Source organism: Streptomyces sp. NPDC017991 (genome assembly GCF_044328075.1).
Lineage (GTDB): Bacteria > Actinomycetota > Actinomycetes > Streptomycetales > Streptomycetaceae > Streptomyces.
Genome location: NZ_JBIRGP010000015.1, coordinates 198771 through 219588, shown reverse-complemented (window position 1 = coordinate 219588; position 20818 = coordinate 198771). Strand labels below are relative to the sequence as shown.

General features: G+C 72.2%; 16 protein-coding genes. 6 read left to right on the top strand and 10 right to left on the bottom strand.

The annotated features are described in order from the left end of the window. Positions 1-3: 3 nt before the first annotated feature. Complete coding sequence (locus ACH4DZ_RS36395; protein ID WP_398292589.1) at positions 4-1128, top strand: acyl-CoA dehydrogenase; 1125 nt, start codon at positions 4-6, stop codon at positions 1126-1128. Between the two features lie 45 nt (positions 1129-1173). Next, positions 1174-2301, top strand: a complete 1128-nt coding sequence (locus tag ACH4DZ_RS36390; protein WP_398292587.1) for a 3-deoxy-7-phosphoheptulonate synthase — start codon at positions 1174-1176, stop codon at positions 2299-2301. A 26-nt stretch (positions 2302-2327) separates the two neighbouring features. Here the strand turns inward: ACH4DZ_RS36390 and ACH4DZ_RS36385 are convergent, their stop codons facing one another. Then, entirely contained in the window at positions 2328-3587 is a 1260-nt protein-coding gene (locus ACH4DZ_RS36385) for a Gfo/Idh/MocA family protein (protein WP_398292585.1), read from the bottom strand. A gap of 343 nt (positions 3588-3930) precedes the next feature. On the opposite strand from ACH4DZ_RS36385, the gene ACH4DZ_RS36380 reads away from it, so the two are divergent. Continuing rightward, entirely contained in the window at positions 3931-5982 is a 2052-nt protein-coding gene (locus tag ACH4DZ_RS36380) for a phosphocholine-specific phospholipase C (protein ID WP_398292582.1), read from the top strand. Between the two features lie 50 nt (positions 5983-6032). Further along, positions 6033-6839, top strand: a complete 807-nt coding sequence (locus tag ACH4DZ_RS36375) for a phospholipid scramblase-related protein (RefSeq protein ID WP_398292580.1) — start codon at positions 6033-6035, stop codon at positions 6837-6839. Between the two features lie 99 nt (positions 6840-6938). Here the strand turns inward: ACH4DZ_RS36375 and ACH4DZ_RS36370 are convergent, their stop codons facing one another. Both ACH4DZ_RS36370 and ACH4DZ_RS36365 read right to left on the bottom strand, forming a co-directional pair. Beyond that, complete coding sequence (locus tag ACH4DZ_RS36370) at positions 6939-7910, bottom strand: DMT family transporter (RefSeq protein ID WP_398292578.1); 972 nt, start codon at positions 7908-7910, stop codon at positions 6939-6941. Continuing rightward, positions 7907-8776 (bottom strand): phosphatase PAP2 family protein, encoded by an 870-nt coding sequence (locus tag ACH4DZ_RS36365; RefSeq protein ID WP_398292576.1) that lies wholly within the window; start codon positions 8774-8776, stop codon positions 7907-7909. The genes ACH4DZ_RS36370 and ACH4DZ_RS36365 overlap by 4 nt, the downstream gene beginning before the upstream one ends. A gap of 181 nt (positions 8777-8957) precedes the next feature. Here ACH4DZ_RS36365 and ACH4DZ_RS36360 point away from each other — a divergent pair, with 181 nt between their 5' ends. Further along, on the top strand, positions 8958-9581 hold the full coding sequence (locus ACH4DZ_RS36360) for a TetR/AcrR family transcriptional regulator C-terminal ligand-binding domain-containing protein (RefSeq protein WP_398292574.1): 624 nt from the start codon (positions 8958-8960) through the stop codon (positions 9579-9581). Between the two features lie 164 nt (positions 9582-9745). On the opposite strand, the gene ACH4DZ_RS36355 is transcribed toward ACH4DZ_RS36360, so the two are convergent. From ACH4DZ_RS36355 to ACH4DZ_RS36345, 3 genes are read right to left on the bottom strand one after another with little or no spacing between them, the layout of a single operon-like run. Then, positions 9746-10705, bottom strand: coding sequence for a DUF2510 domain-containing protein (locus tag ACH4DZ_RS36355; RefSeq protein WP_398292572.1), 960 nt, complete (start codon positions 10703-10705; stop codon positions 9746-9748). Between the two features lie 54 nt (positions 10706-10759). After that, positions 10760-12001 carry an anhydro-N-acetylmuramic acid kinase gene (locus ACH4DZ_RS36350; protein WP_398292570.1) on the bottom strand — a complete coding sequence of 414 codons (1242 nt, stop codon included), beginning with the start codon at positions 11999-12001 and terminating at the stop codon, positions 10760-10762. A 4-nt stretch (positions 12002-12005) separates the two neighbouring features. Next, positions 12006-13478 carry an MFS transporter gene (locus tag ACH4DZ_RS36345; protein WP_398292568.1) on the bottom strand — a complete coding sequence of 491 codons (1473 nt, stop codon included), beginning with the start codon at positions 13476-13478 and terminating at the stop codon, positions 12006-12008. A gap of 231 nt (positions 13479-13709) precedes the next feature. Between ACH4DZ_RS36345 and ACH4DZ_RS36340 the strand changes: the two genes are divergently transcribed. Further along, positions 13710-16379 (top strand): ATP-binding protein, encoded by a 2670-nt coding sequence (locus tag ACH4DZ_RS36340; RefSeq protein WP_398292566.1) that lies wholly within the window; start codon positions 13710-13712, stop codon positions 16377-16379. 559 nt (positions 16380-16938) lie between these two features. Here ACH4DZ_RS36340 and pcaD read toward each other — a convergent pair. The 4 genes from pcaD to pcaH are packed head-to-tail and all read right to left on the bottom strand — an operon-like array spanning position 16939 to position 20811. Beyond that, positions 16939-18096: a 3-oxoadipate enol-lactonase gene (pcaD, locus tag ACH4DZ_RS36335; protein ID WP_398292564.1), complete on the bottom strand. Its 1158-nt coding sequence runs from the start codon at positions 18094-18096 to the stop codon at positions 16939-16941. Continuing rightward, a complete protein-coding gene (gene pcaB, locus ACH4DZ_RS36330) occupies positions 18093-19469 on the bottom strand; it encodes a 3-carboxy-cis,cis-muconate cycloisomerase (RefSeq protein WP_398292562.1) in 1377 nt (458 codons plus the stop codon). Before pcaB ends, pcaD begins: the two co-directional genes overlap by 4 nt. Beyond that, positions 19466-20038, bottom strand: a complete 573-nt coding sequence (pcaG, locus tag ACH4DZ_RS36325; protein ID WP_398292560.1) for a protocatechuate 3,4-dioxygenase subunit alpha — start codon at positions 20036-20038, stop codon at positions 19466-19468. The genes pcaB and pcaG overlap by 4 nt, the downstream gene beginning before the upstream one ends. Positions 20039-20040: 2 nt before the next feature. Next, the gene (gene pcaH / locus ACH4DZ_RS36320; protein WP_398292558.1) at positions 20041-20811 is read right to left on the bottom strand and encodes a protocatechuate 3,4-dioxygenase subunit beta; all 771 of its coding nucleotides are present in this window, start codon (positions 20809-20811) and stop codon (positions 20041-20043) included. Positions 20812-20818: the final 7 nt, after the last annotated feature.

The following is a 20818-nucleotide window of genomic DNA, read 5'->3' as shown; positions in this document are numbered from 1 at the left end:
ACCATGCTGAACATACTCACCACCGAGCGGGCCGTCCTCGACAAGGCGCTGCCCGGATTCGACGACCGGCTGGCCGAGCTCGGCACGGCGGCCGTGGAGGATCCCGACACCCATGTCATCGAGGAGTTCCGGGAAGCCGGCGGTGGCAACGTCCTCATCCCCGTCGCCCTGGGCGGAGGCGGCCTGAGCTGCCTGGAAGGGGCGCGTCTGCAGCGGGCGGTGGGCAGCCGGGCCCCCTCGCTGGCCGTGGCGTCCACCATGCACCACTACAAGGTGGCCTGGCTGGCGCACGTGCTGGGCGACGGGGCGGCCGACGTGCTCTCGGCGATCGTCGGCCGACGGCTGCTCGTCTCCTCCTGCGGTGCCGAAGGCGCGTCCGGCAGACAGCTCTTCGCACCCGGCATCGAGGTGGCCGCGGCGAAGGGCGGCGGTCTGCGGCTCACCGGCTCCAAACGGCCCTGTTCCCTGGTCGGATCGATGGGCCTGCTGACCCTGCTGGCACCCGGGCCGCCGGATTCGCCGTACGCGGGCGAGCTGCTGATCGTGATGGTGCCCGCCGAGGCGCCCGGACTGCGCCGGGAGCCCTTCTGGGGCAACCACGCCCTGCGGGCCGCGCAGACCGATGCCGTGGTGCTGGACGACGTGTTCGTCCCGGACCACATGGTCGTCCCGCTGGGCGACCCGGAGCAGGCGGCCGGCCGGCTGAACTCGCTCATGGCACGCTTCCTGATCCTGATCACCGCCGCGTACGTGGGCATCGCCACCGGCCAGGTGGAGCGGCTCTTCGCGGGCGGACGAGGACAGGCCGGCGACCGGGTGACGGCCTTCGGCCCGCTGGAGACGGTGTCGGCCGCTGTCGAGGCCGTCGCCCGTGAGCTGGACGACGGCCCACCCCAGGAGGCACTCATGGGCCGCATCCTGCTGGTCCGGTACACCGCCCAGCGGGCGATCGCGGAGGCCACGGACCGGGTCCTGGAGCTGATGGGCGGCATGTCCTTCGTGCGCGACGGCCACGGAGTGGACCTGCTGGCCGCCAGTCGTGCCCTGGCCTTCCACCCTCCGTCGGAGCACACCATGCGGGAGCCGCTGGACGAGTGGCTGGGCGGGGGCAAACTCTTGCTGCTGTGAACCGCCGGCCGCGAAAGGAGGGGGGACTCCGTTCTGTTGCCACCGATGTCACCGATGCCGCCGTGGTCACCGCGGGACGGGACCGGGAGCGAGGCCGGGACTGAGACCGACGCCGCAGCGTGTCCGCCCCTGATGTGGCCGGGAGAGGCCGGGGAGCTGCGCGGGAAACTGGCCGCCGCCGCTCGGGGCGAGGGCTTCCTGCTCCACGCGGGCAGCAGCACTCCGCCGGGGGCGGTTCCCCGCGTCGAGCACCTCACCCGGCAACTGACCGTGCTGGCACAGGGCATGGTCGTCCTGTCCTACGCGCTCGGCGTCCCGGTCGTGCCCGTCGCCGAGATCCACGCGCCCCCCGCCGCAGGACGCGCCGGGCCTGCCCGGACCCGGGACGTCCACCAGGCGTCGGCCGTGGCCCTCAACCTGGTGCGGGCGTTCGGCAGTGAGGTCCGCCCGGATGTGTCGTGGGCGCATGAACTGAACCGGGCGTTCGTCGCGAACTCCCCGGAGCGCGCCCGTTACGAGCCGCTGACCAGCAGGATCGGGTCCGCACTGAGTTTCCTGCACGCCTGCGCGGGCAGGCCCGCGGTGTTGCTGCGGCCCGCCGTCAGCCGTCCCGTCCTCGCGGGCGAATCCGCCCTGTACCTGGCCGACGTCCCCGGCGGGGACCGGTGGGACCCCGTGGCCCACATGGTCTGGCTGCACCACTCCTCGGCCGGGGCCGGCCATGTGCCGGTCGGTGCCGCCGCTCGGATCAGCAACCCGGTCGGTGTGGTGGTGGAAGCCGACACCACCCATGACGCCGTCCTCGGCCTGATCGACCGCCTGGACCCGGAGCGCTCCGCGGGACGGCTCACCTTCCTCACCCGGTTCGGGGCGGACCGGATCACCGACGTCCTGCCGGAACTGGTGCAGAAGGTCGCCTCCACCGAAGCCGAGGTCGTCTGGGCCTGCGATCCCTGGCACCACAACCGCCTGGAACCGGCGGGCGTCCTCGCCGAGGCCGGCGCCTTCATCGCACTGCACCGAACGCTGGGCACCCACGCCGGCGGCCTCCACCTGCCCCCGCACGACGGGGCCGCCGGTCGTCCCGGCGCACTGGACCTGGTCTTCGCGCTCGCCATGACGGCCTCCGGCCGAAGCGACTCGCCCATGACCGCGGCCCCTGTTGCCGAGTAGCTCGCCGCAAGAGACGTACGCCCAGGTCAGGAGGCAGGACCGTCGTCCGTCCGCCGCGCATGCGACGGCGGGACGGTCTGGTGGTGGTCGAAGTAGTCGACCAGCGCCGGGGCCGGCGCGGCTACGGCGACCGGGGTGCCGTTCGTGCGCAGTGAGGTCGTCGCCGCCGCCGCGCAGGCCACCGCCTCGCGGGCGGCCACCGGGGAGGTCGCGGTGGGACCTCCGGTGGCGGCGAAGCGCAGGAACTCGTCGACCAGCGCCCGGTCCGCGCCGCCGTGCAGACCGTCCTCCTGCGCGGGGACAAAGACGCTGAGGTCGGCGTCCTGACGGTAGCCGGACCGGCGCCGGTTCCAGACCTTGATGGTGGCGGGGTCGCCGTCGATACCGTCGCCGAAGTTCTCCAGGCGGCCCTCGTCGCCGATGACGGTGTAGTTGCGCCAGTAGTCGGGGGTGAAGTGGCACTGCTGATAGCTGGTGAGCACCCCGTTGTCGAGGCGGCCGAGCATCATGCTGAGGTCTTCGATGTCGATGACCGGGTTGAGATCGCGCAGGGCCGACGGCGGCCAGATGCCGGGGTCGTACCAGTCGGGCATCCGCTCGCCGTCGGGCACGGGTGTCCGCGCGGGGCGGCGCGGGTTGTCGCCGTAGACGGCGAGGGTGCCGTGGGCGACGACGTCCCGGGTGTAGCCGCCGGCCAGCCAGTGGATCACGTCGAGGTCGTGCGCGCCCTTCTGCAGCAACAGCCCGTTGGTGTGGGCCCGTTCGGCGTGCCAGTCCTTGAAGTAGAAGTCCCCGCCGTGACCCACGAAGTGGCGGCACCAGATGGAACGCACGGTGCCTATCCCACCCTTGTCGATCAGCTCCCGCATCCGGCGCAGCATCGGCAGATGGCGCAGGTTGTGGCCGACGTACAGGCGGGTGCGGGAGCGGAAGGCGGCGGCGAGCAGGGAGTCGCAGTCCTCGACGCTGATCGCGAGGGGTTTCTCCACGAACACCGCGGTCCCGGCGTCGAGGAAGAACAGCGCGGGCCCGGTGTGCAGATGGTCGGGGGTGAGGACGAACACCGCGTCCAGGCCGTCGTCGCGCATGTCCTCGTACCGCTCGTGCACCACGACGTCCGGCCCGAACAGACGCCTGGCGTCCTTCCGGCCGCGGGGGTCCGGGTCGGCACAGGACACCACCCGGGCGACGCCCGGCCGGTTCGCCAGCGTGGCCAGCGGGGCGCGCTGGCCGACCCCCACCACTCCGACGCGCAGAGGTCGCCCGCCAGGTCGCTTCGCCGCCATGTGGTGCTCCCTGAAAGGGGCGCTCCCTGAAGGGGGCGCGCGCCCGCCGCTGGATAGTGCTGGGCAGTTTACTGATCCGTGCCGACGCGTGGAGAACCGTCGGCACCCCCTCCGGGCGTCGGGCGAGGGGACAGCGCTGCTCCGTCCCGGGTCCGACGGCCGGGGCGGAGGCGACCTCGCGCTCCGGCCGGCACCTCACGTACCGCCGTCTTTCACACAGACGCCACGCGGGCCTTCCCTGACGTTTGTTGCTCTTGGAACACTCCGATAGCGCAGGTTCCGGCATGCGCAGGTCCGTCCGTCAGTCGCCCCCGTACCCGTCAGGACGAGAGGTCACCCAGTCATGACCGAAGTGAATCGGCGCCGTTTCCTGCAGCTCGCGGGCGGTACCGCGGCGTTCACCGCGTTGTCGGAGAGCATCGCCAAGGCCGCCTCGATCCCCGCGGGCTACCACCGCGGCACCATCGAGGATGTCGAGCACGTCGTCGTCCTCATGCAGGAGAACCGTTCCTTCGACCACTACTTCGGTGCGCTCAGAGGTGTCCGCGGTTTCGGCGACCCGCACCCGGTCGCGCTCGACAACGGCAAATCCGTGTGGCACCAGTCCGACGGCACCAAGGACCTCCTGCCCTTCCACCCGGAGGCCGACGACCTGGGCATGCAGTTCCTGGAGGGCCTGCCGCACAGCTGGCCCGACGGACACGCCGCCTACAACGGGGGCAAGTACGACAAGTGGGTCCCCGCGAAGGGCGCCACGACCATGGCGTACCTGACCCGTGAGGACATCCCGTTCCACTACGCGCTCGCCGACACCTTCACGGTCTGCGACGCGTACCACTGCTCGTTCATCGGTTCCACCGACCCGAACCGCTACTACATGTGGACGGGCTTCACCGGCAACGACGGCAAGGGCGGCGGCCCGGTCCTCGGCAACGACGAGCTGGGTTACGACTGGACGACCTACCCCGAGCGCCTGGAGGAGGCCGGAATCTCCTGGAAGGTCTACCAGGACATCGGCAACGGCCTGGACGCGGCCGGCTCCTGGGGCTGGATCTCGGATGCCTACCGCGGCAACTACGGCGACAACTCGCTCCTCTACTTCAACAAGTACCGCAACGCCAAGGCCGGCGACCCGCTGTACGACAAGGCCCGCACCGGCACCGACGCCCGCAAGGGCGAGGGCTACTTCGACCAGCTGCGTGCCGACGTCGTGGGCGGCAAGCTGCCGCAGGTCTCCTGGATAGCGGCCCCCGAGGCGTTCTCCGAGCACTCCAACTGGCCCTCCAACTACGGCGCCTGGTACATCTCGCAGGTCCTGGAGGCGCTCACCGCCGACCCGAAGGTATGGGCGAAGACGGCCCTGTTCATCACGTACGACGAGAACGACGGCTTCTTCGACCACCTCGTGCCGCCGCTGCCGCCGCGCTCCGCCGACCAGGGCAAGTCCACCGTCGACGTCGGCCCCGACCTCTTCGCGGGCAGCTCGAAGTACGTCGCCGGTCCCTACGGTCTCGGCCCGCGCGTGCCGATGCTCGTCGTCTCGCCCTGGAGCAAGGGCGGTTACGTCTGCTCCGAGACCCTCGACCACACTTCCGTCATCCGGTTCCTGGAGCGCCGCTTCGGTGTCGAGGAGCCCAACATCTCACCCTGGCGCCGGGCCGTCTGCGGTGACCTGACCGCCGCGTTCGACTTCTCCCGCAAGGACAGCGAGCCGGCCCGCCTCCCGGACACCGACGCGTACGAGCCGCAGGACAAGGACCGGCACCCGGATTACAGGCCGACCCCGCCCGCCGACCCGAAGCTGCCCCGGCAGGAGCGCGGTCTGCGGCTCGCCCGCCCGCTCCGGTACGCGCCCTGGATCGACGGCTCGGCGGACCCGAAGGCCGGGACGTTCACGCTGACGTTCGCCTCGGGCAAGAAGGCCGGCGCCTCCTTCCACGTGACCTCGGGAAACCGCACCGACGGCCCCTGGACGTACACCACCGAGGCGGGCAAGAGCGTCCCGGACACCTGGAACTCCGCGTACTCGCACGGCTCGTACGACCTGACCGTGCACGGGCCCAACGGTTTCGTACGCGTCTTCAAGGGGCCCGGAAAGGCCGCCGGACCCGAGGTCACCGCCCGGCACGACGGGGACGACATCGAGCTGACCCTCGCCAACAAGGGGGCCCGCACGGTGAATCTCAAGCTCACCGACGGCTACGGCGGCAGGCCCAGGTCGTTCAAGGTGCGGCCCGGCGCGACCGTGAAGCACACCGTGGACCTGCGGGCCGGCAGGCGCTGGTACGACCTCACCGTCGTCTCCGACGCGGACGCCTCGTTCCTGCGCCGGTTCGCCGGGCATGTCGAGAACGGCCGGGTGGGCGTCAGCGACCCGGCGATCGCGACGGCCTAGGAGGTACACCTATTGGTCATGTACCTGCAGTGTCGGGGTAGTCTGCCCCGGTGACCACGCATTCGAACACAGTTGCAGGCTGGTATCCGGATCCGCAGGGTGCGCCCCAGACCCTGCGGTACTGGGACGGAACCCAGTGGACCGAGCACACCAACCAGGACCAGCAGCAGGCGCAGCAGCCGCCGCAGGGTGCCGACCCGCGTGTGCAGCAGCAGGTGCAGCAGCGGGCCGGCGTCGCGCCGAACTCGGCCGGCGGCGGAACCCTGTTCACCGAGCCGGTCCTGGTGGTGAACCAGAAGGCCAAGCTGATCGAGCTGACCAACGAGTACAAGGTCATGGACCAGCAGGGCAACCAGCTCGGCTCGGTCGTCCAGGTCGGGCAGAGCGCGCTGAAGAAGGTGCTGCGCTTCGTCGCCAGCATCGACCAGTTCATGACGCACAAGCTGGAGATCCGGGACGCGTACGGTCAGCCGCAGCTGCTGCTGACCCGGCCGCGCAAGTTCCTGAAGTCCCGCGTGCTCGTGGCGCGTCCGGACGGTTCGCCGATCGGCGAGATAGCCCAGCAGAACATGTTCGGGAAGATCAACTTCGCGATCAAGGTCGACGGGCAGCAGGTCGGCGCGATCAAGGCGGAGAACTGGCGCGCGTGGAACTTCGCGATCGTCGACCACTCCGACACCGAGGTCGCCCGGATCACCAAGACCTGGGAGGGCCTCGCGAAGACGATGTTCACCACCGCGGACAACTACGTCCTGCAGATCCACTTCCAGCTGCCCGAGCCGCTGCTGAGCCTCGTGATCGCGACGGCACTGACCGTCGACACGGCGCTCAAGCAGGACTCACGCGGGTTCGGCTGACCGCCGGTCCGACCCTGTTCACAGTGGTTCGGCACGGGAAGGGCGGTTGCGGACATCCGTAGCCGCCCTTCCCGTATCCACGGTTCCACGGTGCGGGTGTCACAGCGAGGTGAGATGCCCCGGCTTCGGCTGCCGCGGCAGCATTGAGGGCTCGTACGCGGCCGAGTCGGGCTCCAGGGCGAGGACCGCCGCCACCGGATGCTGCTCCTCCTCCGCCGCAGCCGAAGGCACCGCCACAGCCGAAGGCACCGGCACCGGCGTGGAGCGCGACAGTGTCACCACACCCCAGGCGGCGACCGCGGCCCCGGCCCCCGCGAGGACCAGCCCCGCCACCCCGCCCTGCAACCGCTCACCGAGCAGGCTCAGGCCGATGACCACTGCGGCGATCGGATTGGCCAGCGTCACCACGGCCAGCGGCGCGCCGAGTCCGCCCTTGTAGGCGGTCTGCGACAGCAGCAGACCGCCCGCGGCGAAGGCCGCGACCAGCAGGGCCACCACGATCACCTGCCCGCTGAGCAGCGGACCCGTGCGGTCCGTCGCGGCGACCGTCACGGTCTGGGTGAGCGCCGACGCGACCCCCGAGGCGAAGCCGGACGCGGACGCGTGCCGGAGCCCGGGACGGGCGCCCGGCCGGGCCAGGACGCCGATGAGGGTCGCGGTGGCGCCCGTCACGGCCAGCGCCTGCGGGACGCTCAGCACGTCGTCGGGCGCGGGCCCGGACGCCGTCACGAGGACCGCGGAGAGCCCGATCAGTGTCAGCGCCGTACCGCGCCACTCGACCGTGGTGACCCGCCGGCCCGCCAGCCGCGCGCCCAGCGGCACCGCGGCGACCAGCGTCAGCGCGCCGAGCGGCTGGACGAGGGTGAGGGTCCCGTACTTCAGGGCGGCCACGTGCAGCAGCGCGGCGCCGGCGTTCAGACCCACCGACCACCACCAGGCGCCGCGGCCCAGCAGACGCAGTACTCCGGAGTCCGTGGTCCGGGAGGCCAGCCGCTCCTGTGCCACCGCGGCGCCCGCGTAGGCGACCGCGGAGAACAGCGACAGGACGACGGCGAGCAGGGTCGCGCTCATCGCCGCGCTCCCACGAGCTCCGGCGCTTCCGGTACGCCGCCGGGGGCGTCCTGCCCACCGGACGCGTGCGGTACGGGGCTGCCGGCGTTCCCTGTGTCCCGGGAGCCCTCGGCCTTCCGACCGTCCCCGGCGGCAGCCGGGGCCCCGCGGGGCGGGCGGACGACGGCGAGGACGATACCGAGGAGGGCACCCGCCACGATCGCGTCGAGCCAGTAGTGGTTCGCCGTCCCGACGATCACCAGCAGGGTCACCAGCGGGTGCAGCAGCCAGAGCCACCGCCACCGGGAGCGGGTCGCGACGATCAGGCCGATCGCGACCATCAGGGCCCAGCCGAAGTGCAGCGACGGCATCGCCGCGAACTGGTTCGTAAGGGTGTCGGTCGCGGGCGAGGCGCCGTACACCGTGGGTCCGTACACCTGACCCGTGTCCACGAGGCCCGTCGCGGCGAGCATCCGCGGCGGTGCGAGCGGGAATGTGAGATGCACCACCAGGGCGGCGGCGGTGACCGCGGCGAGCACCCGGCGGGCCCACACGTAGTGCCCGGGGCGGCGCAGGTACAGCCACACCAGGAAGGCCGCCGTGGCGGGGAAGTGCACTGTCGCGTAATAGGTGTTGACGAGGTGGACGAGGGTGTCGCCGTGCAGCACGGCGGACTGCACGGAGCCCTCGCCGGGCAGGTGGAGGAACCGTTCCAGGTCCCATACGCGGTGGGCGTTGCCGAAGGCCTCGGCGGTGTGGCCGGTGGCCAGCTGCCTGCCGAGTTTGTAGACGAGGAAGAGTCCCGCGACGAGCAGGACCTCACGGACAAGGGGTGGCCGCGGTATCGCGGCGGATCCCTTCTGTGCAGGCTCGGTTGGGAGTTCCATCCCCCGGCCCCTTTGCTTGACGGTCTCGACGATGCTGTTGCGTGGTGAGCCCAGGAGGGGATCCACTCGACACAGGGGTGGGTCCTGTCCAAGGCTCATCGATACGCCAGTGTACCGATACGAAGCCGTTCCGGTACACTGGCGTATCGATAGGGCGCCGGGACGAGCGAGGAGAAGAGCCATGACGTCGCAGGCAGCGGAGGGACCGGAGACGGTCGCCGCCTCGCGCCGCTCCAAGATCACGCCCCAGCGTGAGCAGGAGTTCTTCGACGCCGTGCTCGACCAGGTCCGCGAGTGCGGCTATGACGCGCTGACCATGGAGGGGGTGGCCGCCAGCACCCGGTGCAGCAAGTCCACGCTCTACCGCCAGTGGAAGACCAAACCGCAGTTCGTGGCCGCCGCGCTGCGCGCCAACCACTGCCCCAAGTTCATCGGGATCGACACCGGTTCCCTCGCCGGGGACCTGCGTGCCGTCGCCCGTACGGCGGGCGAGCGGTCCGACGAGGACACCCGGCTCATGCAGGCGCTCGGGCAGTCCGTGATGCAGGACGAGGAACTGAAGCGCGCGCTGCGCGACGCCCTCGTGGAACCCGAACTCGACGCGCTGCGGGCCATGATCGGACGCGCGGTCGAGCGGGGCGAGATCACCGCCGACCATCCGGTGCTGGAGTTCGTGCCGGCGCAACTGCTCGGCGTGCTCCGGGTCAGGCCCCTGCTCGAAGGGCGGCCCGCGGACGCGGAGTATCTGCTGCGCTATGTCGAAGTGGCCCTGCTGCCCGCCCTCGGGCTCTCCGGGCCCCCTTAGAACTCAGGCCGCCGTCCAAGGGATGACTGGACGGTGACCTGATCGCGCCGCACCGTGGGGACGGGGGCGGCGCGCACCCCCCGGCCGGGTGGGGTTCCTCTTGAGCGGAGAGGCGCCCCACCCGGCCGTCCGGTGTACCCACGGGGTGTGCCCGGGGTTACGTCCTAGACGTCCTGGCCGTTGCCGCCGCCCGCGGACTCCTTGATGCCCTTGGTGATGTCGTCGATCACGGACTGCTCGGGCGCGCCGGAGCCGACGTCGATGCCGAAGCGCACGACGACGAGCTGCTTGGCGTTGGCGGGCGCCGGGAAGACCAGCGACTCCACGTAGCCGTCGGCGCCCTTGCTCGTGACGACCTTCCAGCGGACCGCGTAGCCCTTCTGCCCCGCCACGGTGACGGCCTTCGAGAGGAGCTCGTCGTGCGAGGTGATCTTGCCGTAGCTCTTGCCGCCGTAGGACTCCTCAGCGTTCTTGGAGATGTCCTCCTTGGCCGCGGCCTCCACGGTGGTGGCCTTGAGCTCCAGGGCGAGCGCGGGGGCCGAGTAGGCGCCCCCGCGTGTGCAGGTCGCCGAGGTGTCGCCGGGGCACTTGTAGGAGTCCTTGGACGTCACCTGGGCGCCCACCTGGATGGTCGAGCCGCTCCAGTCGTCGGGCACGGGGAGGCTGATGCCGTTGACGGGGTCGGCCGCGAAGCCGTCCTCCGACTGCTGCGGCTGCGGGACCCCGCTCTCGCCGCCGTCCTGGCCGCCGGGACCACCCTGGCCACCGCCGTCCTGGCCCTGCGGGCCGCCCGGCAGCGACGGCGTCGGCCGGGCGCTGCTCTGCTCGGGGCTGTCCGTACTGTCATCGGAGGTCAGCGCGTACACACCGCCGCCGATGCCCGCGAGCACCGCGACGGCGGCGGCCACGGCTATCGCCGTACGCACTCCGCGCCGGGGCCCGCCCGGTTTCGCGCCGCCGTACGGGGTGCCCGGCGGGTACGCCGGAGGACCCCATGCGGCGGCCGACTCCGCGGGGCGGGTCTGGTCCGTCCATGTACTGCCGTCCCACCAGCGTTGCGTGGCGGGACCGTCACTTGTCTGCCCGGGGTCGGGATACCAGCCGGGGGGAGTCGCCTGCGTCATGGCCCCACCGTATGAGGTGTGGGTGAAAGCCGTATGAGAGGACCCCGTTTCAAGTCACTTCAGCACCAGGCGCACCGGCTGTTCCGCGCCTGCGCGGATCTGGGGGAAGCCGCTCCGCCCGGGGGTGAGCGAGCCGAGCACGCCGGCGTGCCGGGCGCCGGTGCTCCTCGGATCGGTGCCCGCCAGCCCGTGCACCGTCAGGAACCCGAGAACGGCGAAGGCGTACGCCTCCTTGGCCGCCGCGGGCAGGCCGAGACCGTCGGAGAGGCGGAGCGGCACTCCCCGCAGTTCCGCGCCCAGCATCGCCATGAGGACGGGATTGCGCGTCCCACCGCCCGAGACGATCACCTCGGTGGCGCGCGGGGACCCGGTGACGCGGGGGGACCCGGCGGCGGGAGGGGACCCGGCGGCGGGAGGGGACCCGGTGGCGCTCAGGGAACGGACGGCGTCCGCCACCGTCCGCGCGGTGAGCCGGGTGAGGGTCGCGACCACGTCCTCGTCGGCCGGTGTCACGTCCTCGTCGGCCGACGAGGCGAAGTCCGCGAGGGCCGCGAGCAGATAGCCCTCGTGGAACAGCTCCTTGCCGGTCGTCTTCGGCGCGGGCCGCGCGTAGTACGGCTCGTCGAGCAGGTGCCGCAGCAGTGGCTCGTGCACGGTGCCGCGAGCGGCCAGCGCCCCGTCGGCGTCGAAGTCCCGGCCGGTGAAACGGCGTACCGCCGCGTCGATCAGCGCGCCCGCGGGGCCCGTGTCGAACGCGGTGCCGTCGGGTGCGGTGAGGTTGGCGATGCCGCCGAGGTTCAGCGCGACCGGCGTGCCCGGCCTCCCGCGCAGCCACATGAGGTCGACCAGGCTCACCAGGGGCGCGCCCTGGCCGCCCGCGGCGATGTCGCGCGGCCGGAAGTCGGCGACCACGGGCAGTCCGGTCGCCTCCGCGATCCAGGCCGGCTGCCCGATCTGAAGGGTGCCCCGCACCTGCCCCTGGTCGGTCCAGTGGAAGACGGTCTGGCCGTGCGAGGCGATCAACTCGGCCCGCCCGTCGCACAGTTCACGCTGGGCGCGGACCGCCGCGGCGGCGAAGGCCTGCCCGATGAGGGTGTCCAGCCGGCACACCTCGGCGAGGGTGGTGGCCGCCGGGGGCAGCGCCGCCGCGAGGGCCTCGCGCAGACCGGGCTCGTAGGCCGCGGTCACCATCCCCAGCGGTGTCAGCACCAGGTCCGGCCCGTCCAGGCGCAGGTCGGCCGCCGCCGCGTCGATGGCGTCGTACGACGTGCCCGACATCAGACCGATCACCCGCACCCGCTCAACTTCCCTTCTCCGCCTGCTTCTTCCCAACCTGTACGTGGTCGTTCCCGACGCCCGTCCGCGTCTCACGGAGTGTCAGGAGGGCCAGTACGCTCACCGCGCAGGTGGCCGCCGCGTAGTACGCCGGGATGTCCACGCTGCCCGTCCGCTCGATCGTCTTCGTGATGATGAGCCCCGCGCACCCCGAGAACACGGCATTGGACAGGGCGTAGGCGAGTCCCAGGCCCGTGTACCGCACGCTCGTCGGGAACATCTCCGAGAGCATCGCGGGTCCTGGGCCCGCCATCAGACCCACGATCGCCCCCGCGACGAACACGGCGACGCCCTTGAGCGCGGTCGAAGTGCCCCCGTCCTGGAGGAGGTTGAGCAGAGGCACCGCCAGCACGGTGACCAGCAGCGCGCCCGTGAGCATCACCGGCCGTCGGCCGATCCGGTCGCTCAGCAGGCCCGCCGGGATGATCGTCGCCGCGAAGCCCAGGTTGGCGAGGACCGTGGCCACCAGTGCCTGCTGGAAGGTGGCGTTCAGCGAGCTCTGCAGATAGGAGGGGAGCACGACGAGGAAGGTGTAACCGGCGGCGGCCCAGCCCATGACACGCCCGGCGCCCAGCACGATGGCCTTCGCCACCTCACGCGCCGGGGGCCGCTCGGGCCGCTGGTTCTCCAGGCCGACGATGCCTGTCTCGTCTGTCTCGTCTGCCTCATCGGCCTCGTCGGCAGGCAGTGGCCGGCGCGACTGTAGTGCCTGTAGTGCCTGTAGTGCCTGTGGTGCCTGGAGTGCTTGCTGTGCTTGGAGCGCCTGAAAAGAAGGTGTCTCGTCGAGGCGCAGGCGCAGCCACAGCGCCCCGAGCCCCATCGGCAGGGTCAGCAGGAACGGCAGCCGCCAGCCCCAGGAATTCAGCTGTGCCCCGGTGAGCAGGGTGGCGAGGAGCGCCGCGGCCCCCGCCCCGCCCAGCAGCCCCAATGCCACCGTGAACGACTGCCACGACCCGTACAGCCCCCGCCTGCCCGGTGGCGCGAACTCAGTCATCACCGACACCGCCCCGCCGAACTCCCCACCCGCGGACAGCCCTTGGACCACCCGGAGGAGGGTGAGCAGCCAGGGAGCGAGAGCGCCCACCGTGGCGTACGTGGGCAAGACGCCGATCAGGGTCGTGGCGGCCGTCATGAGGACGACGACCAGGATCAGCACGGGCCGGCGGCCGACGCGGTCGCCGAGGCGGCCGAACAGCGCGGCGCCGACCGGCCGGAAGAAGAACGCGAGCGCGAACGACGCGTACGTCCTGACCAGTGCTTCGGCCTCCGAGCCGCCCTCCGGGGTGAAGAACCGGGCCGCGATGACCGTCGCGAAATAGCCGTAGACACCGAACTCGTACCACTCGATGAAGTTGCCGACCGACCCGGCGACCAGCGCCCTTCGGGACCGCTCCGGCCGGTCCGTCCGCGGGCCCGAGTCGTGCGCCGGGGCATCCATACAGTTCCTCCCGCACTGGGGCATGCCGACGATGCTGAAAGTCAGTTTCAGTTTGCGTTTGCTGACAGTCAATGACTTTCACCCCCGCGGGGCGGCGGGCAGGTCAGTGGACTCCCGTCCTCCGCGGTCACCCATGACGGCAACAGGTGTCCCGACCAGGCTCCGTCACGCCTTCCGGAGGACTAGGCTCGAAGTCTGTACGTCGTTGGGCCGACCTGGGGAGGTAGCGGGATGACGGAGGTACGGCCCGGTGCGGCCGCCTCGGCACCGCTCTGGGAGCGCGACGCGGAACTCGCCGCGGTCAGGGAGGCCGTCGACGCCCTGTGCGCCGGCTCCGCCGCAGGCAGCCTGCTGGTGTTCACGGGTGAGGCGGGCATCGGCAAGACCGCGTTGCTCGCCCAGGTCCGCGCCCTCGCGGAGAGCCGCTGCACGGTCTGGTCCGCCCGCGGCGGCGAGACCATCACGTCCGTTCCGTTCAACGTGGTCCGGCAGTTGCTCCAGCCCGCGCTCGTGGCACTGATGCCCGACGAGGCGCGTGAGTACTTCGGCGACTGGTACGACATCGCCGGACCCGCGCTGGGCATAGCCGAACCGGGCGCACGCCAGGCGGACCCCCAAGGTGTGTGCGACGGACTGGTCGCCGCCGTGCGCAGACTCGCCCGGCGCGAGTGGCCGCTGGTGCTGCTCGTCGACGACGCCCACTGGGCCGACCAGGAGACCCTGCACTGGCTGGCGGCCTTCGCCGAGCGCCTCGACGATCTGCCCGTCCTCGTCGTGGTGGCCCGCCGCCCCGGGGACGCCGGCGGTGAGAGCGCCCGCCACCTCGACACGCTCGGCGCGCTGTCCCGCCCGATGCCCAGCCTGCGCGCGCTGACCCCGGACGCCACGGCCGGACTCACCCGTGCCACGCTCGGCGCGCACGCCGACGCCCCGTTCTGCCGCGAGGTCTGGGCGGTCACCGGCGGCAACCCGTACGAGAGCGTGGAGCTCCTCGCCAAGGTCCAGGACAGCGAACTGGAACCCGTCGAGGACTCGGCCGCGGAACTGCGCGCGCTGAACCGCGCGGCGCGCGGGCGCGGACTGGTCGACCGGCTGGAGGGGCTCGGCGTCGACGCCACGAAGTTCGCCTGGGCGGCGGCCATCCTCGGCACCCAGATCTCCGTGGACCTCGCGGCCGAACTGGCCGGAATGCAGCGGGACGAGGCGGAGCGCTGCGCCGTGCGGCTGAGCGCGGCCCGCATCCTGACCGAGGCCGAGCGGACGCCCGGCCAAGTGGGCGAAGGCGAGCTGGAGTTCGTGCATCCGCTCATCGCCACCGCCGTCTACCGCTCGATCCCGGACGCGCTGCGCACCGCGATGCACGGTGTGGCCGCCGCGGTCGTCACCGCGTCGGGCCTCGGAGCCGCCGCGGCCTCCCGCCACCTCCTGGAGGTGCATCCGGACGACGACCCCGAACTCGTCGAGCAGATGCGCGAGGCCGCCGGCGAACACCTCGCGGTCGGCGCCCCGGACGCGGCCCGCCGGTGTCTGGAGCGCGCCCTGCTGGAACCGCCGCTCCCGGAGGTCCACGCGCGCGTGCTCTACGAACTGGGCTGCGCCACGCTCCTGACCTCGCCCGCGACCACCATCGGATATCTGCGTCAGGCGCTGACGGTGCACGGCCTGGAGGCGGAACTGCGGGTCGACGCGGTCTGCCGGCTGTCCTCGGCGCTCGTCCACAACGACCAGCTGGAGGAGGCCGTCGCGGTCGTCGACGCGGAGGCCGACCGGCTGGAGCCAGGTCCCGCGCGGATGCGGCTGCAGGCCGTGCACTACATGTGGGAGGGCATCCACGCCGGCGAGGAGGACGCGCCCGGCCGTTCCCGCCGGCTGGCCCAACTGGCCAAACCGCTCACCGGCCGCGACAACTCCGAGCGGGCCGTGCTCATCCTGCGGGCCTTCGACGCCATGACCCGCGGGGAGAACGCGGAGGAGGTCGCCGAGCTGTGCGACCGCTCACTCGTCAACAGCCGCCTCGCGCCCGGCCTCGGCTGGACCGACACCGAGTGGAGCTTCGAGCTCCTCATGATGCTCGGCATCTCCTACACGTACGCGGACCGGCTCGACCGTGCCGAGAGCCTCTTCACGGAGGCCCGGCGTTCGTACGAGTCCGCCGGCTGGAGCGGTGGCCATCTGGCCCTCTCGCACGCCTTCGGCGGATACGTGCTCCGCAGACGGGGCCGCCTCAAGGAAGCGGACGAGTCACTGCGCGAGGCGCTGCGGCTCGCCGACCGGGTGGGCCGCGGACTGCCCATGCACTGGTCCGCGGCGTGCATGCTCATCGACACGCTGCTCGCCCGCGGGCATGTCGGCGAGGCCGAGGAGATCGCCGAGCGGTACTCCTTCGAGCCGCCGCACCCGTCCACGATCGTCCTGCCGGACACCCACTCGATAAGGGGCCGCCTGCTCATCGCCACCGGTCGCGTCGAGGAGGGCGTGAACGAGCTGGAGACCGCGGAGAAGATGTCCGAGGACCGCGGCGGTCACAACACGGTGATGGCGCCCTGGGCGGGCGACCTCGCCCGGACCCTCGCGGTCGAGGACCCGCGCCGTGCCGCGGAGGTGGCCGCGGACGCCCGCGTCCAGGCCGAGCGCTTCGGCACCGACACGGCCATCGGCGAGGCCCTGCGCTGTGCCGCCGCGCTGGAGACCGGCCAGCGCTCGGTCGCGCTGTACTCCCAGGCGGTCACCTACCTGGAAGCGTCCCCCTGCGCCTACGAGCACGCCGCGGCCCGCGTCGAGTACGGCATAGCTTCCCGCTCCCGCACAGAGATCACCCGAGGCCTGACCCTGGCCCAATCCTGCGGAGCGGACGGCCTGGTAACCCGAGCCCGCGCAGCACTGGGCCCGGAGACCCAATAAGGGACGCGAGGAACGGCGCGCCCAACCCCCACACACCCGCACCCGGCGTACATGGTGCCCGCGGGCCCGGACCCCGTAGGGGGCGCGGGGAACGGCGCGGCCAACCCCCACACACCCGCACCCGGCGTACATGGTGCCCGCGGGGCCGAGCCCCATAAGGGGCGCGGGGAACGGCGCGCTCAACCCCCACGCCCCCGCACCCGGCATGCGGGGCCGAGCCCCATAAGGGGCGCGGGGAACGGCGCGGCCAACCCCCACGGACCCGCAGACCGCCTGCGTCCTGCGGGTCGCGCCCGGTCCGGCTTTCGACCGCGGACGCGTGGGGGCGGGCCGCGCCGTTCCCCGCGCCCCTGCCGGGACTGCCGCCACGCAGGCCCGGCCCTCATAAGGGGCGCGGGGAACTGCGCGCCCGACCCCCACGGACCCGCAGATCGTCTGTGGGGTGTCGGGGCAGGTCCCGTCGGGTTTTTGGCTGCGGACGCGTCGGGGTGGGCCGCGCAGTTCCCCGCGCCCCCTACGGGGCCCGAGCCAGCGCAGCGACCCCGGCGGCAACGGCAGGTCACCCCTCGGGGCGCGCCTCCTCGGAGAGGACCCGCTGGGCCACGGCGAACGCCGAGTTCGCCGCCGGGACCCCGCAGTACACTGCCGTCTGCAACAGCACCGCCCCGATCTCCTCCGGCGTGAGCCCGTTACGCCGAGCCGCACGCACATGCATCGCCAACTCGTCATAGTGCCCGTGCGCGACGAGCGCGGTCATAGTGATCATGCTGCGCTCACGCCGCGCCAGCGTCTCGTCCGTCCAGATCTCACCCCACGCGTACCGCGAGATGAAGTCCTGGAACCGCGCGGTGAACGCCGACTGCCGAGCCTGCGCCCGGTCCACGTGCTCGTCACCGAGCACCTGCCGGCGCACCGACATCCCACGCCCCGCGTCACCTCCGAAGTGCGCCCGCAGCGCGGTGAGCACGGCCTCCGGCCGCTGCGCGGGCGCCAGATGCGACGCGCCCGGGATCTCCACGAGCGCCGCCCCCCGCACCGCGTCCGCGATCTCCCGCAGATGCGCGGGCGGCGTCGCCGGATCCTCGCGCCCGGCGACGAGCAGCGTGGGCGCGCCGATGCGAGGCAACTGCTCACGGATGTCGAACGCCGCCAGCGCGTCACAGCACGCCGCGTACCCGTCCGGGTCGGCCGTCCGATGGTCCTCGACCAGCTCGGGAACGGTGAACCCGGACGTGAACCAGCGCGAGTCGGCGCCCTCGGCCAACCCGGCCAGCCCCTCGGCCCGGACGAGCGCGGCCCGCTCCTCCCACGGCTTCGCGCCGTTGAAGTGCGCCGAGGAGCAGATCACGGCGAGCTTCTCCACCCGCTCCGGGTGGTGGACCGCGAGATACAGCCCCACCGCCCCGCCGAGCGAGACACCGGCGTACGAGAACCGGTCGACGCCCAGCGAGTCCGCGAGCGCCAGCACCAGCGCGGCCAGGTCGGCGACGGTCGCCCCCGGACCGATCAGTGAGGCGGACGAGCCGCCGTGCCCCGGCAGATCCCAGCGCACCACCCGGTGGGTGACGGAGAGCTCCGGCGCGACCTTGTCCCACAGGGCCGACGACGTGCCGAGGGAAGGGCCGAGGAGCAGCGGGGGAGCGGAGGCGGCACCCTCGGCGCGATGGTGCAGCAACGCGCCCTCCACCGAGGCGGTTTGGTCGGTCCGACTGGTCAACGTCGCTCCAGAGCGCGATCGGTGAGGGCTCCCGCGGAACCCGTGTACTGGATGGGGTCGGTGAGGGCCACCAGGTCGAGGTCCTTCAACTCGGTTTCCTCCGACAGGAGTTCCACGAGCGGCCGGTCTTCCTCGGTGGCCCGTCGCGCGGCAAGGGTGAGCACTTCCTTGGCGCGGGCCCGCCCGAGCACCGGCGCGAGTTCGCCCGACAGCCGCTCGGAGACGATCAGACCGTGCGTGAGGTCCAGATGGGCCCGCATCACGTCCGAGTGGACCCGAAGACCCTCGGCCAGCTCCGCCGCGTCCCGCGCCGCCCCGCCCACCAGGCGGAGCAGGTCGCGCAGCGGCTCCCACTCGGCGTGCCAGGCACCGGCCGGCCGCTCGTCCTCGGCCACCATGGCCCCGTACAGCGTCGCCGCGAGCTGCGGAGCCCGGCGGGCCGCCGCCGCGATCAGGGTGGCACGCACCGGGTTCGCCTTGTGCGGCATGGCGGAGGACCCGCCCCCCGTGCCCTCGCTCAGCTCACGGATCTCCGTGCGGGAGAGGGTCAGGACATCCGCGGCCGTCTTGCCGAGGGCGCCCGCGGTGAAGGCAAGGGCGCCCACCAGATCGGCGACCGGTGTCCGGAGGGTGTGCCAGGGCAACACCGGCGAGGCGAGACCCAGCACACGGGCGTACGCGTCCACGAGCGCCCCTGTGTCCGAGGCTCCGTACACGGCGAAGGCCGCCAACGTGCCGGCCGCGCCGCCGAGTTGCGCCGGCAGCCCGTCCCGCACGAGCCGCACGCGGTCCCGGGCGTCCAGCACCAGCGACCGCCACCCCGCCGCCTTCAGGCCGAAGGTGGTGGGGACGGCGTGCTGGGTGAGTGTGCGCCCCGGCATGACCGTGTCCCGGTGCTCGCGCGCGAGACGGGCCAGCGCGCGCTCCGTACGGGCGAGGTCGCCGAGGACCACGTCCAGCGTCCGTACCGCGACCAGCATCACGGCCGTGTCCATGATGTCCTGGCTGGTCGCGCCCCGGTGGACGTACGGGGAGTGCTCCTCGCCGACCGCCGCGCCCAGGTCGGCGACCAGCGGGATCACCGGGTTGCCGCCGGCCCGTGCGCGCAGCGCGAGCGCGTGGACGTCGAAGCGCGCCACGTCGGCAGCGGCCGTGACGGCGTCGGCCGCGGCGGCCGGGGCGAGGCCGAGCGAGGCCTGAGCCCGGGTGAGGGCGGCTTCCGCGTCGAGCAGCGCCCGCAGAAAGGCGCTATCGCCCGTCGCGGCCTCGGCGGCCGAGCCCGCCCGCCCGGGCGCGAGAAGCCCCGCGTCGAGGCAGGCGGTACCGGCGGGTTCCGTGGGCTGCTCAGGTTCGTCGGGTTCGACCGCTGTCACTGAAACTCCAGGAAGACCGTTTCGCCTTCGCCCTGAAGGCGGATGTCGAAACGGTACGTCCCCGTCGTCCCGTTCGCCCCCTCGGTCGCCACCAGCGTGGCGCGTCGCCCGGCCGGCAGTGAGTCGAGCAGCGGGTCCGGGCCGTCGGCGAGGTAGGCGCGCGTGAAGAGGTGGTGCGTCAGTCCGCGCGCGAACACGCACACGCTGATGTACGGCAGCCCGGAGTTGCCCGGCGGCAGGGTGTGGAGCGCGTAGTGCCCGTCGGCGTCCGTGGGCACCCGCCCGTACCCGGTGAAGTCGACGCCGTTGCGGCCGAGGAATCCGCCGGTCGACGGATCGCGCCGCATGGATCCAGGGGCGCCCGTCAGTGAGCCGTCCGGCGCGGCCTGCCAGAAGTCGAGCAGCGCGTCGGGGATCGGCCTGCCCGCGCCGTCGTACACGTACCCGTGCAGGCTGATCGCGTCCGGGTGGCCCTGGGGGGCGATCCGGTCGCCGTCGGGGAAGGGGAGCGCGTGCCCGTAGAACGGGCCGACGGTGTGGGACGGGGTGGGGAGCAGTCGCTCGGCCATGGTCAACGGCCCTCCTCGATCCAGGTGGCGGACGGACCGTCGAGAACGATGTCCCAGGCGTAGCCCATCGAGAACTCGGGTTTCGACAGGTCGTGGTCGTAGGTGGCGACCAGCCGCTCGCGGGCCGCCGTGTCCGTCACCGACTGGAGAATCGGGTCGTACCGGAACAGCGGGTCGCTAGGGAAGTACATCTGGGTCACGAGCCGTTGGGTGAACGCCGACCCGAAGACGGAGAAGTGGATGTGCGCGGGCCGCCACGCGTTGGTGTGGTTGCCCCACGGATAGGGACCCGGCTTGACGGTGGTGAAGGAGTACCGGCCCTGATCGTCCGTCAGGGTCCGTCCCACACCGGTGAAGTTGGGGTCGAGCGGCGCCGGGTGCTGCTCACGCAGATGGGCGTACCGGCCGGCGGCGTTGGCCTGCCATATCTCGACGAGCTGGCCGCGCACGGGGCGGCCGTCGCGGTCGAGCAGCCGTCCCGAGACGGTCATCCGCTCACCGATGGGCTCACCCCGGTGATGGATGGTCAGATCGCTGTCGTGCTCGGTGATGTCGGTGACACCGAACACCGGCCCCGACAGCTCGACGGTCTCCGGATCGCCGCCGCTCACGGCGACCAGCGGCTGTTTCGGATGGCGCAACAGGGAGCTGCGGTACGGGGCGTAGTCGCGCCGCGGGTGGTGCAGGACCGGGGCGCCACCGGCGACCGCCTTGTCGTACGCGTCCCGCTGGTCCGTTATCTCTATGTCGATGTCCGACTGGGTGAGAGCCATGAGAGGT

Coding starts and splice junctions, on each gene's coding strand:
- ACH4DZ_RS36395 (WP_398292589.1), top strand. CDS start 4: ATGCTGAACATACTCACCACCGAGCGGGCCGTCCTCGACAAGGCGCTG.
- ACH4DZ_RS36390 (WP_398292587.1), top strand. CDS start 1,174: ATGTCACCGATGCCGCCGTGGTCACCGCGGGACGGGACCGGGAGCGAG.
- ACH4DZ_RS36385 (WP_398292585.1), bottom strand. CDS start 3,587: ATGGCGGCGAAGCGACCTGGCGGGCGACCTCTGCGCGTCGGAGTGGTG.
- ACH4DZ_RS36380 (WP_398292582.1), top strand. CDS start 3,931: ATGACCGAAGTGAATCGGCGCCGTTTCCTGCAGCTCGCGGGCGGTACC.
- ACH4DZ_RS36370 (WP_398292578.1), bottom strand. CDS start 7,910: ATGAGCGCGACCCTGCTCGCCGTCGTCCTGTCGCTGTTCTCCGCGGTC.
- ACH4DZ_RS36365 (WP_398292576.1), bottom strand. CDS start 8,776: ATGGAACTCCCAACCGAGCCTGCACAGAAGGGATCCGCCGCGATACCG.
- ACH4DZ_RS36360 (WP_398292574.1), top strand. CDS start 8,958: ATGACGTCGCAGGCAGCGGAGGGACCGGAGACGGTCGCCGCCTCGCGC.
- ACH4DZ_RS36355 (WP_398292572.1), bottom strand. CDS start 10,705: ATGACGCAGGCGACTCCCCCCGGCTGGTATCCCGACCCCGGGCAGACA.
- ACH4DZ_RS36345 (WP_398292568.1), bottom strand. CDS start 13,478: ATGGATGCCCCGGCGCACGACTCGGGCCCGCGGACGGACCGGCCGGAG.
- ACH4DZ_RS36340 (WP_398292566.1), top strand. CDS start 13,710: ATGACGGAGGTACGGCCCGGTGCGGCCGCCTCGGCACCGCTCTGGGAG.
- pcaG (WP_398292560.1), bottom strand. CDS start 20,038: ATGGCCGAGCGACTGCTCCCCACCCCGTCCCACACCGTCGGCCCGTTC.
- pcaH (WP_398292558.1), bottom strand. CDS start 20,811: ATGGCTCTCACCCAGTCGGACATCGACATAGAGATAACGGACCAGCGG.